At 59.1% G+C, this 11,900-nt stretch carries 13 protein-coding genes; 11 read left to right on the top strand and 2 right to left on the bottom strand.

The genetic code is table 11. The features are described from left to right. Window positions 1–422 precede the first annotated feature (422 nt). On the top strand, window positions 423–674 hold the full coding sequence (locus HB631_RS16740; RefSeq protein ID WP_213992314.1) for a YciN family protein: 252 nt from the start codon (window positions 423–425) through the stop codon (window positions 672–674). A gap of 41 nt (window positions 675–715) precedes the next feature. On the opposite strand, the gene sohB is transcribed toward HB631_RS16740, so the two are convergent. Continuing rightward, window positions 716–1,762, bottom strand: a complete 1,047-nt coding sequence (sohB, locus tag HB631_RS16735) for a protease SohB (protein ID WP_213992313.1) — start codon at window positions 1,760–1,762, stop codon at window positions 716–718. 356 nt (window positions 1,763–2,118) lie between these two features. Between sohB and HB631_RS16730 the strand changes: the two genes are divergently transcribed. Together HB631_RS16730 and cobO are read left to right on the top strand one after the other, a co-directional pair. After that, entirely contained in the window at window positions 2,119–2,877 is a 759-nt protein-coding gene (locus tag HB631_RS16730) for a YciK family oxidoreductase (RefSeq protein WP_213992312.1), read from the top strand. Between the two features lie 14 nt (window positions 2,878–2,891). Beyond that, window positions 2,892–3,482, top strand: a complete 591-nt coding sequence (gene cobO, locus HB631_RS16725) for a cob(I)yrinic acid a,c-diamide adenosyltransferase (RefSeq protein WP_213992311.1) — start codon at window positions 2,892–2,894, stop codon at window positions 3,480–3,482. 478 nt (window positions 3,483–3,960) lie between these two features. Here the strand turns inward: cobO and rluB are convergent, their stop codons facing one another. Next, window positions 3,961–4,848: a 23S rRNA pseudouridine(2605) synthase RluB gene (rluB, locus tag HB631_RS16720; RefSeq protein ID WP_213992310.1), complete on the bottom strand. Its 888-nt coding sequence runs from the start codon at window positions 4,846–4,848 to the stop codon at window positions 3,961–3,963. A 500-nt stretch (window positions 4,849–5,348) separates the two neighbouring features. Between rluB and HB631_RS16715 the strand changes: the two genes are divergently transcribed. Genes HB631_RS16715 through HB631_RS16680 form a run of 8 tightly spaced genes read left to right on the top strand, consistent with a single transcriptional unit; the run spans window position 5,349 to window position 11,872 of the window. Further along, the gene (locus tag HB631_RS16715; protein ID WP_213992309.1) at window positions 5,349–6,101 is read left to right on the top strand and encodes a GntR family transcriptional regulator; all 753 of its coding nucleotides are present in this window, start codon (window positions 5,349–5,351) and stop codon (window positions 6,099–6,101) included. Next, on the top strand, window positions 6,098–7,024 hold the full coding sequence (locus HB631_RS16710) for a carbohydrate kinase family protein (RefSeq protein WP_213992308.1): 927 nt from the start codon (window positions 6,098–6,100) through the stop codon (window positions 7,022–7,024). The genes HB631_RS16715 and HB631_RS16710 overlap by 4 nt, the downstream gene beginning before the upstream one ends. A 14-nt stretch (window positions 7,025–7,038) precedes the next feature. Continuing rightward, the gene (locus HB631_RS16705; protein ID WP_213992307.1) at window positions 7,039–7,890 is read left to right on the top strand and encodes a BtpA/SgcQ family protein; all 852 of its coding nucleotides are present in this window, start codon (window positions 7,039–7,041) and stop codon (window positions 7,888–7,890) included. Beyond that, window positions 7,887–8,621, top strand: a complete 735-nt coding sequence (locus HB631_RS16700) for a hypothetical protein (RefSeq protein ID WP_213992306.1) — start codon at window positions 7,887–7,889, stop codon at window positions 8,619–8,621. Before HB631_RS16705 ends, HB631_RS16700 begins: the two co-directional genes overlap by 4 nt. A gap of 9 nt (window positions 8,622–8,630) precedes the next feature. Continuing rightward, window positions 8,631–8,954 (top strand): hypothetical protein, encoded by a 324-nt coding sequence (locus tag HB631_RS16695; protein WP_213992305.1) that lies wholly within the window; start codon window positions 8,631–8,633, stop codon window positions 8,952–8,954. Beyond that, window positions 8,935–9,702 carry an ATP-binding cassette domain-containing protein gene (locus HB631_RS16690; protein WP_213992304.1) on the top strand — a complete coding sequence of 256 codons (768 nt, stop codon included), beginning with the start codon at window positions 8,935–8,937 and terminating at the stop codon, window positions 9,700–9,702. Before HB631_RS16695 ends, HB631_RS16690 begins: the two co-directional genes overlap by 20 nt. Next, complete coding sequence (locus HB631_RS16685; protein ID WP_213992303.1) at window positions 9,699–10,898, top strand: ABC transporter permease; 1,200 nt, start codon at window positions 9,699–9,701, stop codon at window positions 10,896–10,898. The genes HB631_RS16690 and HB631_RS16685 overlap by 4 nt, the downstream gene beginning before the upstream one ends. A gap of 23 nt (window positions 10,899–10,921) precedes the next feature. Further along, entirely contained in the window at window positions 10,922–11,872 is a 951-nt protein-coding gene (locus HB631_RS16680) for an ABC transporter substrate-binding protein (RefSeq protein WP_213992302.1), read from the top strand. The last annotated feature ends 28 nt before the right edge of the window (window positions 11,873–11,900 follow it).

Raw genomic sequence — 11,900 nt, 5'->3', positions numbered from 1 at the left:
TTTTACCTTTACCTAATTGATGTCTTCTCTAAAAGAAGCTTTTTGTGCGCCAGACCCTGGCTGGGCATACCTCTGATTTTATATTGCGGCAGTACCGACAAAAATCAACCTCTTTCTAGCCGGTCTGTTCTTTCACTTGCGACATGAGATTAACCTACTGATAAATATAATAAATTTATCAATATTAGCCTATGATATTGATAAATCCATTGCCGGTTTGAACCCATCGGCATCCCCAGAGTCATGAAGGCCCACACTCTACATGATAAAAAAGTTGGTGCAACTTATTAGCTGTACAAAAAAAGCGACCGTTGCAAACTAATTAAGAAAAAAATGAGTTAACGGAATAAACCTTAGTCTGTTTGCAGCCAAACACAACCGGGTATTACAATAGTCACCGCGTTAACCAAGGAGCGAAACTTATGTACGCTAACACCACCCCCATTGATCGCCAGAGCCTGCTGATTGAAGCGAACAGAATCATACGTGAACACGACGAATATATGCACGGTATGGAGGCGACCGAAGTAGAGCAAAAAGACGGCGTGCTGGTTTTCCGCGGCGAATTTTTTTTCGATCAGGACGGAATACCGACTCGCAAGACCACAGCGGTGTTTAATATGTTCAAACACCTCGCCGTGGTGCTGTCGGAGAAATATCACTTACAGGATTGATGAATTGCGGGTAACGGGCCGTACGTCCGGCCCGCCTATATTCATAATAAGGGTTTTTCGCCCTTCTGCAACCAATGCAGCAAGCGCTGTTCGATACTTAAGGCCGCACTGTCGGTAAACCGTGAAAGCAATCGTTTCCGTCGGGCGTATTTGATGCTGATTACCTCATGATTCGCCATTTCAGCGATCAACAGCTCATCGCTGGTGCCGATGCCGTCCACCAATCCCTTTTCCCGCGCCTGGCTACCGTACCAATGCTCGCCGGTGGCCACCGCTTCGATATCCAGCGAAGGGCGCATATCATGCACAAACTGCTTGAATAATTGATGGGTTTCATTGAGATCTTGCTGGAATTTCTGCCGACCCTGCTCGGAATTTTCACCAAACAATGTCAAGGTCCGTTTATAGGCACCGGCGGTATGCAGTTCTACATCTATATCATTGCGTTTTAACAGGCGATTAAAATTGGGGATTTGCGCCACTACCCCAATGGAACCGATAATGGAAAACGGCGCGGCGATGATACGGTCGGCAACGCAGGCCATCATATAACCGCCGCTGGCGGCCACTTTATCCACCGCCACGGTGAGGCGAATGCCTTTGTCACGCAGGCGTTGCAGCTGCGAAGCGGCCAACCCGTAGCCATGCACCACCCCGCCCGGGCTTTCCAGCCGCAGCAGAACTTCGTCTTGCGGTTTGGCCACCGCCAGCACCGCGGAAATCTCTTCACGCAGCGATGCCACTTCCCCCGCATCCATGCTGCCTTTGAAATCCAGCACATACAGACAGGATTTCAACGGCGCTTTATCGCCGCGTTTGGCACGATTGCGCGCCAGTTTGGCATCGTGCTTTTCCTCTTTTTTGTAACGCTTGTGCCAAATACGCTGTTCCGCCTCTCCCATGCGGGCCAACTGCATTTCACGCTGCATTTCGCGATAATGCTTACCCAAATCGGTGACCTGAAGCTCTCCCCTGCGCCGGCGCTGCCGCTGCCGCAACCCCACCAGGAGCAGCATCACGGCGCCGATAGCCACCACCACGGTAATGGCTTTTGCCAAAAAAAGTCCATATAAAGAGAGATATTCCATTCTGCCACCTTGCTGAAATGATTTTCGTTGGGCTTATTCTAGCTAACAGCCGGGGTTCCGTCGTCAGAAAAATCGGAATATGCCGCCGTATAATAGTGATAAATCTTGTTTTTCCAGCCCCCCCGCACCCTGAGGGCAAACCCCGGGGCAACATCCGCCGACAATGGCCGGCCATGGATTGAAAACCATCACCGTTTCAGGCATAAAATAGAGATCTTTCCGTCCACCGCATGGAAAAGCATGGAAAACCGACCGCCCTGCCTGGAAGGGAAGCAACCGGGCCTGCTTTGTAATGAAGCAGAATGGAAGCAACCGGCCTGCCTTGGAAAGAAGCACAAGTAAGCGGAGGAGTCCACGTGTATTACCAGCCCGCAAATAATCTGCTGCAGCAGCGTATCATTATGGTAACCGGCGCCGGCGACGGTATCGGGCGAGAAGCGGCGCTGACCTACGCCCGTTACGGTGCGTCGTTGCTGCTGTTGGGCAGGACGGAGGCGAAACTGGCGGCGGTACGGCAACAAATAGCCGACGAAGGCGGTCAGGCTGCCCGGGTGATCCCGCTGGATTTATTACAGGCGGACGAGCAGGATTACCGGCGGCTGGCTGAAGATTTACAAAGAGACATTCCCCGGCTGGACGGGCTGCTGAATAACGCCGGACTGCTGGGAGACATCGCGCCGATGGCGAGACAATCCGCCCAACGCTGGCGCCAGGTTATGGAGGTGAACGTCAATGCCACCTTTTTATTGACCCGGGCCATGCTGCCGCTGTTGCTGAAGGCCTACCGGCCGTCGCTGGTATTCAGCAGCTCGAGCGTCGGCCGGCAGGGCCGCGCCAACTGGGGCGTTTACGCGGTGTCGAAATTCGCCACCGAAGGCATGATGCAGGTACTGGCGGATGAATATCCCGCCGCCACCCTGCGCGTTAACTGCATCAATCCCGGCGGCACCCGGACCGCCATGCGTAAAAGCGCGTTTCCCGACGAGGACGCCGAAAAGCTCAAAACGCCGGCGGATATTATGCCGATTTATCTGTATCTGATGGGTGACGACAGTCACCGTAAAACCGGCATCAGTTTTGATGCCCAGCCGAACCGTAAACCGGGACCGGCGTAAAACAGGACGACACCATGAGCGAAGAACGGCACCAGCAGCGTCAACAGCGATTAAAAGAGAAAGTGGATGCCCGTATCGCCGAGGCCCGCGAGCAACGGGGCATAGTGATCGTATTTACCGGCAACGGCAAGGGCAAGACCACCGCCGGCTTCGGCACCGTGACGCGGGCCGTGGGTCACGGCATGCGCGCCGGGGTTATTCAATTTATCAAGGGCCAGTGGCCGAACGGTGAACGTAACCTGCTGGAGGCCCACGGCGTGGAGTTTCAGGTGATGGCCACCGGCTTTACCTGGAATACGCAAAACCGGATTACCGATCGCGCCGCCGCGCAGGAGGTCTGGCAGCATGGTTTGCGGATGCTGGCGGATGAAACGCTGGACGTGGTGCTGTTGGACGAACTGACCTATATGGTGACGTACGATTATATCGATTTATCCGAGGTGATTGAGGCTCTGAATCGCCGTCCCGCTAACCAGACGGTGATTATTACCGGGCGCGCCTGTCATCGGGAGTTGCTGGATCTGGCGGATACGGTGAGCGAGCTGCGCCCGGTAAAACACGCTTTTGATGCCGGGATCAAGGCGCAGCAGGGGATTGATTGGTAGGGTGGCGGACCCTTTAACAGGCTCGTTGCACGATCGGTGCTCGCGGGCCTAGCGTGCCATGTGGCACTCGGTCGGGCGAAAAACCACGCCCGATTCGACCACATTGGCGCGCTCTCCCTTTAACACGCTTGATTCATGCTCCGGTGCTCGCGGGCCTAGCGTGCCATGTGGCACTCGGTCGGGCGAAAAACCACGCCCGATTCGACCACATTGGCGCGTTCTCCCTTTAACACGCTTGGTTTATGCTCCGGTGCTCGCGGGCCTAGCGTGCCATGTGGCACTCGGTCGGGCGAAAAACCACGCCCGATTCGACCACATTGGCGCGCTCTCCCTTTAACACGCTTGGTTTATGCTCCGGTGCTCGCGGGCCTAGCGTGCCATGTGGCGCTCGGGGGGGCGGAAAAACCACGCCCGATTCGACCACATTGGCGCGCCCTCCCTTTAACGCGTCCGCATACAGCTTCGGTGAACGAAGACCTTATGCGCCGGAGTTGCGTTTGCTGCTTTGACCGCCGCCGCGGCGGGTGGGTGCGACCTGGCTATGGCGTTTAACCGCCCGGCGAATCTGATTGGCCTTCATGCGGCGGCGTTCACGCTCAACCGGCATTTTGCTGACCGTCTCGGCGGGCAATTGCACCATTTCACGCAGGTAGTTGATTTCCAGCAGGCTGAGTTCGGTCCAGCCGCCGCGGGGCAAGCCCTTAGGGAGGGGAAGATCGCCGTAGCGGGTACGAATCAGGCGGCTGACCTGTACGCCCACCGCTTCCCATAACCGCCGCACTTCACGGTTGCGCCCTTCATTCAGGGTGACGTTATACCACTGGTTCAGGCCTTCGCCGCCTTGGAAACTCAGGGACTTGAACGCGGCGGAGCCGTCTTCCAGCTGAATGCCCTTGGTCAATTGGCGGATTTTATCGTCGTCCACCTGGCCGAACACCCGCACGGCATATTCACGCTCCACTTCACAGCGTGGGTGCATCAGGCGGTTAGCCAATTCTCCGTCGGTGGTGAACAATAACAGGCCGGAGGTATTGACATCCAGACGGCCTACCGCCACCCAGCGTGAGCCGGTGATTTTCGGCAGACGATCGAAGACCGTCGGGCGTCCGTCGGGATCCCGGCGGGTACAGAGTTCCCCTTCCGGCTTGTAATAGGCCAATACCCGGCATACCGATTCCTCGGTGGCGGTAATGGTCACCACATGGCCGTCCACACGAATTTTCATCGAACTGACGGCTTCGACCCGATCCCCCAGCGTGGCGATTTTACCGTCGACGCTGACGCGGCCTTGTTCAATCAGGGATTCAATTTCACGGCGGGAACCATGCCCGGCGCGGGCCAGGACTTTTTGCAGCTTTTCGCTCATTGAGCAACCTCGGTTGTCGCCTTCACAGGCGTCGAATGGATGAAAATATCAATATAAATCAATAAGTTAATGAAATTACTGCGTGATATTCTACAGTAAATGAGGCTTTAAGACAATCAATGTTTAGGGTTTATTCCGTGCTGACGTTGATTATAAAACCATCAGGCTATTGAATCGCAAAAATGCCATTTCCCGGTTTACATAAATCAAGGATATTTGCGGCACTGCCATTTCATCATTATATAAGTGAGAGTGAGGCACTTCACGTTATCCGCATCATAACTATTTCCTATCATTCTTTACATTGCCGGTTTTTATGTTAACGGAAAGATCAATGTCCTCTTTCAACTGGCTGTTTCTTTTCTATAAAGACCTGAATGTCCTGCCGTCATAACTATTGAACCATATGATTTTCATGATGATTTACTCCAACCGCCCATATTGACAACAATGTCATGACATTCAATTATCATGACATTACGGTTAACAAGGCGTTAATTATGGATTGGGATCAGCATGGGTTGCTTTCCGGCCCACAGCCCCTTTGGTGGCAGATAGCCGAGCGATTGCGGCGGGAAATCGAGTTCGGCGGATTTAAACCCGGCGATATCCTGCCCTCGGAAGCGGCGCTGAATAAAACCTTCGGCGTCAGCCGCACCACTGCACGTACCGCGCTGGATAAGCTGGAGCAGGAGGGATTGATCACCCGCCGCGCCGGCAAAGGCTCAATGGTGCTGCCGCCCCACGTGGTACAGCCACTGAATCAAATGTCCAGTTTTGCCGAGGATATGCGGCGGCGGGGTTTTACCGCCGGTTACGCCACCCTTGCCGCCCGTATGGCTACCCCGCCGCCGGAAGCGGCAACTGCCCTGGGCATGGAGGATAACGTCAAAACATTCCTGGTGTCCCGTCTGTTAAGCGCCGACGGATTGTCCATGGCGGTGTCCCACTCCTGGTTTGCGCCGTCACTGTTCAGCCACCACCCCCTTCCCACCGTCACCGAGCTCAATTCGGGTTCACTCTATGCCTGGCTGGAGCAGCGCTGCGGCTGTCGCATTATGGGCGCCAGGGAAACCATCAGCGCCGGCGTCGCCGACGGCGAACTGTCCCGTGCGCTGGAAATTGCCCGCGGCACGGCGGTGCTTGTCGCCCGCCGGCTAAGTCATGACCACCAGCGGCAGCCGGTGGAATTTGCCGCGGTGAGCTACCGCGCCGATCGCTACAGTTTCACCATCGATCTGGTGAGATCATGACGGCGGCGGGTAAGGCGTTGTTTGTGGGGGATATCAGCCTGGATACCACCCTGCTGATGGATAAAATGCCCCAGCCGGACGAAAAGCTGCTGGTGAGCATCACCAATGAAATGCCCGGCGGCGTGGTGACCAACGCGGCGCTTGCCTGCCGGCTGGCCGGCGCCGAGGTCGGCCTAGCGGTGGAAACCGGCGATGATTTATTTGCCGAAAGTCTGTTGACCCCGCTGCGGGCAGCGGGAATCGACGTTACCGGCGGACGGAAACCGGGCCGTACCTGCCGCGCCATCGTGTTGCTGGACGCCCACGGAGAAAAGCGGTTGCTGCTGGAACCGGGCGTCTCCATGTACCCCGGCGCCGGGATGTTGAGCGCTCTCGACTGGCGGGAGGTGGGCTGGCTGCACACCGCCGTCTACAGCGGTGCCGCCGAAAGCGTCATCGAGCATTGTCGGACAGCGGGCATAGCCTGGTCTATCGATTTGGAGCCGGCCACTTTTATGGGCGGCCTGGCACCGTTGCACTCGGTGCTGGACGGGGCCGAAACGGTGTTTTGCAACCAGCGCGCCCTGGCGCAAATCGGCGGCGACCCGGTAGGGCAATTACTGGCGCTGGGGGTCAAGTCGGTGATTTGTACCCTCGGACCGCAGGGGGCGCGTTATGTATCCGCCGGCGCCTGCCATCACGCCCGTTTTGCCGGCAAGGCCGTCGTGGTGGATACCACCGGCGCCGGCGACTGCCTGGCGGGCTGGTATATCGCCCGCCGCCTGGGGGGCTTGTCCATCCCGGCGGCGCTGCGTGAAGCGGTCTATGCCGCCACCTACAGCTGCGGCGGGATGGGCGCGCAATCGTCTTATCCCACCCGCGAACAATACATTCAGTTTGAGCACGCCCCGGCGGTCGATGCCACCGGTAACCACGAATTTTGACCAAGAGAGAGATTATGGCCGCACCCATCGTACTTCCCGAGAAACCCGATATGCTGGCGACGCTTTTTCCGGTGAAAAAACCGGTGATCGGCGTTATTCATCTCAATGCGCTGCCCGGCGCGCCCCGCTACAAGGGGGAGACCATGAAATCGATTTTCGCCGCGGCGGTGAGGGATGCCCTGACCCTGTCGAAGGGCGGTATCGACGGCATTATTGTAGAGAATGCCAGCGACCTGCCGTTCTCGCGGCCGGAACATATCGGCCCCGAAACCGTGGCGGCGCTGACCGCCGTTTGTATGGAAGTCCGGGGCGCGGTGGATACCCCCATCGGCATCACCTGCGTGGCCAACGGCGCCATTCCGGCGTTGGCGGTGGCCAAAGCGGTGGGCGCGCGCTGGGTGCGGGTTAATCAATGGGTCAACGCCTATGTCGCCAATGAAGGTTTTCTCAACGGCCCGGCGCCGGAGGCCATGCGCTATCGCGCCATGATCGACGCCCGCGACGTGGCCATTTTCGCCGATGTCCACGTCAAGTTCGGCGCCCATGCCATCACGGCGGACCGCAGTATCCCTGAGCAGGCCACCGACGCGGAATGGTTCGACGCCGATGTGCTTATCGCCACCGGCACCCGTACCGGCTCCCCCACCGAAGCCCGTGAAGTCAACGAGGTGCGCGGCGGGACCAATCTGCCGGTCATCGTGGGCTCAGGACTGTCCCCCAGCCAGGTGCCGAGCCTGTTTGCCGCCGCCGACGGCGCCATTATCGGCCAGTGGCTGAAGCAGGACGGCCGCTGGTGGCTGCCGGTTGACGCCAAACGGGTGGAGGAACTGATGAACGCGGTGATAAAAGTCCGGGAGGCCTTATGACCCTGCTCACCGGCGAGACCGAGGTATTCAGTTCAGAACCGGCCGCCTCTTCCGGCTGTGTGGTGGCGTTTCTGGCCAAACGGCAGACGGATGGCGGACCGGCGATTTATGGCGACGGGGACTACCGGCGGCTGATGACGGTGCTGGAGCAATTGCGCGGCGAGGGATGGCTGATGTCGTTTCGGGCCATGTTCGACCCCCGGGCTGAAATGCGGCCCATGGCCCTTGACAGCGGTTTCGCCCATCCCTGGGATCTGGCCGGCGCGTTCGAGGCGCCGGGACTCAGCGCGGCGCTGGCGGGCACGGTGCGCCTGGAGCAGGCGGGCTGGGGAAGGCTGTTCACCACCGAATGGCTGCTGGGCCCGAGGGAGTTCGCCACCGTGCGAGGGTCTGGACCGGCCCTGGAGCGCCAATGGGGTTTCATGGCCCTGTGGGAATGGAACGACGCCTGGTGCGAGGCGACGGCGGCACAGCGGCGCGACTATGACGCCGAATGCGATGTCGCCTTTAAAGGAGATTTGGCGCTCAACATCAATATCGCCGGTCGTCACCGGCTGGATTGGGCCCACAGCTGGCATCACCTGGGCATCTGGGAAACGGATCGGCCCGAAACCGTCGATAAAGCCATCAGCGGCCATGAAGACGCCGCCGATTTTATGTTTACCACCTCCCGGCACGTGGTGGGCAAAGTCCGTCCGCTGGCCGAACTGCTGCTGCCTGAACGCGCATAAGGAACAAACATGTCAAATAGTCTCTGGATTCATTATGCCCGCCCGCGGCCCCATTGGTACCGCCTGAGCGAAGCGGAGCAGCGGGAAAAACAGGCCGGCTGGGACGCGCTGGCGGTTAAGGCAACCCGGGCCGGCGCGGCGCGCATCGGCGTCTATCATATTCGCGGCCAGCATGATTTCCAGACCGTGGAACTCTGGCATTTTCCCGATGCGGAGTCCGCCTTTGCCCACTGGGCCAATTTGACCGGCGCGGCCTATAACGAGTGGTTCGCGTTTTCCAATAATATTGGCCTGCCGCTGGAGAATCCCGCTTATGAGCACGCCGGTTCTTGAAGCCCGCGACATCAGCCGCCATTTCGGCCATGTCAAGGCGTTGGAAGGGGTTAACTTCCGGGTCTATCCCGGTGAGATCTGCGCCTTGATAGGCGATAACGGCGCCGGCAAATCAACGCTGGTGAAAATTCTTTCCGGCGCCGACCGGCCCGACGGCGGCACGATTCTTATCGATGGTCAGCCGGTGAATCTGACCTCCCCTTCTGTCGCCCAGCAGTTGGGCATCTCCACCGTTTACCAGGATCTGGCGCTGGCGCCGGAGTTAACGCCGGTGGACAACCTGTTTTTAGGCCGCGAAGAGCTGCTGCCGGGCCTGCTGGGTAAACTGGGCTGTCTGGATCGGGCCTCGATGCGGCGCAAGGCGGTGGGTCAGTTCGCCCGCCTGGGAGTGTCGCTGCGTTCGCTGAAGGTGCCCATCTCCACCCTGTCCGGCGGACAGCGGCAGTCGGTAGCCATCGCCCGCGCCGCCATGTGGGCGGACCGGGTGATTTTCCTGGACGAGCCCACCGCCGCCCTGGGGGTGGTACAAACTGAGCGGGTGCTGGAATTGATAAGACAGGTGCGCGCGTCGGGCATCGCGGTAGTGCTGATAAGCCACAATATGCCGCAGGTGCTGGACATTGCCGACCGGGTGGAAGTGCTGCGCCTGGGACGCAGCGTCGGCCAGTTCTCCACCGCCGGAGCGCGGGTGGAGGATTTGGTTACCGCCATGACCAGCGGAACCGCCGCCACCGAGGAGCCGCGATGAAAAACACACTCTCTGCATCCGATTCAGATCCGGCGCATTTGGCCGGTGCCGCGGCCCGGAAACCGGACGACAACCACGGGACGGCACGTTTCGCCAATGCTATTTCCCAAGGTTCGGACGGCGGCCACGGGACGGCGGATAACCGCCCGCACGGGGAGCAGCCGCGTCCGCCAACGGACGGTCAAGCCCCCAACCGCCTGCGGGAAACCCTGGCGAAACTGCTGGGGGGCGGTTGGATCTGTCTGCTGCTGATTGTCCTGATTGCGCTGTTCTGGCTGCTGCGGCCGGCGCAGTTCGGTTCCGCCTACAACCTGTCGCAAATCGCCATCAACGCCGCCATCCTGCTGGTGCTCTCGGTGGGCCAGACCTTTGTCATCATCGCGGCGGGCATTGATTTATCGGTGGGAGCGGTACTGGTTTTTTCCTCGGTTATCTCGGCGCAGACCATGCTGTATCTCACCGGCGACGCAGGCAGCACCTTCGGCACCACCGACGCCGGCTGGGGTATTATCGCCCTCGGCACGCTGGTATCGCTGCTGGCGGGCACCCTGTGGGGCGCGCTGAACGGCTTCCTGATCGCGGTGGCCCGCATTCCGGCCCTGATTGTCACGCTCGGCACTTTCGGTATGGCATTGGGCCTGGCGCAAATCATCAGCGGCGGCGTGGATGTCCGGGCCATTCCCGAACGGCTGGTGGACATCATCGGCAGCGGCGATATCGCCGGCATACCGATGCTGGTGGCCATCGCTGCCCTGGTGACAATAGTGGCGGCGGCGGTATTGCATCTCACCCGTTTCGGACTGCACGTGTTCGCCACCGGCTCGAATATGGAGGCGGTACGCCGCGCCGGGGTCAATGTGCGCAGGCGCCTGATCGGAATTTACATGATTTCCGGCGCGCTGGCGGGCATGGCCGCCGTCATGTCCAACGCCCGCTTCTCCACCACCACCATCGGCGGCCACGCCATGGATAATCTCTCCACCATCTCGGCGGTGGTATTGGGGGGAACCAGTCTGTTCGGCGGTATCGGCAGCGTGGCCGGCACGGTTATCGGCGTGTTTATCCCGATCATTCTCTTGAACGGCTTTGTCATTCTCGGCATACCGCCCTTTTGGCAAACCGTCGCCATGGGCGCGGTATTGATTCTGGCTGTGTGGATCGACCAACTAAAACGTCGGGCGAGAGAACGCGGTTAACCTTTGACCTTAACGGAGTAAAAATGATGCGTAATACAGTACTGTCGACTTTGGTCTGCGCTCTGTCCATGGGACTCGCCCTGCCGGCCGCCGCCAAACCCAATGACAGCGTTGCGCTGGTATTGGGTGTAAAGGGCAGCCCTTTTTACCAGGCGCTGCAATGCGGCGCACAGGAAAAAGCCAAACAGGCCGGCCTTTCTTTAACCGTTTACGCGCCGGATCAATTCGCCGCCGACAGCCAGATTCCGGTGGTTAACGCCGTCACCGCCACACAGCCGGCGGTAGCGGCCATCGTGCCCACCGATATGCAGGCGCTGGTTGCCCCCATGAAGCAACTGGCCACCCGGGGCACCAAGGTGCTGACCGTCGATCAAACCCTGCACGATACCTCGTTCCTGGAGACCCAGATTATCACCGATAACGAGCAGGGCGGGAAAATGGCGGCACAAGCCATGAACCGCCTGTTGAAAGGCAAAGGCAAGGTCCTGGTGATTACCCAGCCCCCCGGTTCGGCGGCGCAGGACGCGCGGGAACAGGGTTTCGCCGAGCAGATTAAAACCTATCCAGGCATAACCTATCTCGGCCCGCAGTACCAGAGCGACGATCCGCAGAAAGCGGCGGAAATCGTCACCTCCGCCCTATCGGCCCACCCGGATTTGTCGGGCGTATTCTCCACCAACGACCAGGGGGCCATCGGCGCCATCACCGGTCTGCGTCAGGCCGGCGCGGTAAAACGCGTCAAGCTGGTGGCGTATGATGCCGCCACGGCGGAGGTCAATGCCCTGAAAAACGGCACCATTGATGTATTGATAGCGCAAAACCCGAAACAGGAAGGGGAAGCGGTGGTGAATATTGCCGTCCAGCTACTGGCGGGCAAAACGGTATCAAAAACCACCTTGACCGACATTGTCGCCATCGCCGCCAACGAGCCGGAAAAAGCGGATCGCTACGAATATAAGGCGGATTGCCTTTAAACCTGAGCGCCCCACGGCGCGGTAAGCC

Source organism: Sodalis sp. dw_96, assembly GCF_018449575.1.
In the GTDB taxonomy this organism is placed as follows: Bacteria; Pseudomonadota; Gammaproteobacteria; order Enterobacterales; family Enterobacteriaceae; genus Acerihabitans.
This window is presented reverse-complemented; position numbering and strand designations above follow the sequence as displayed.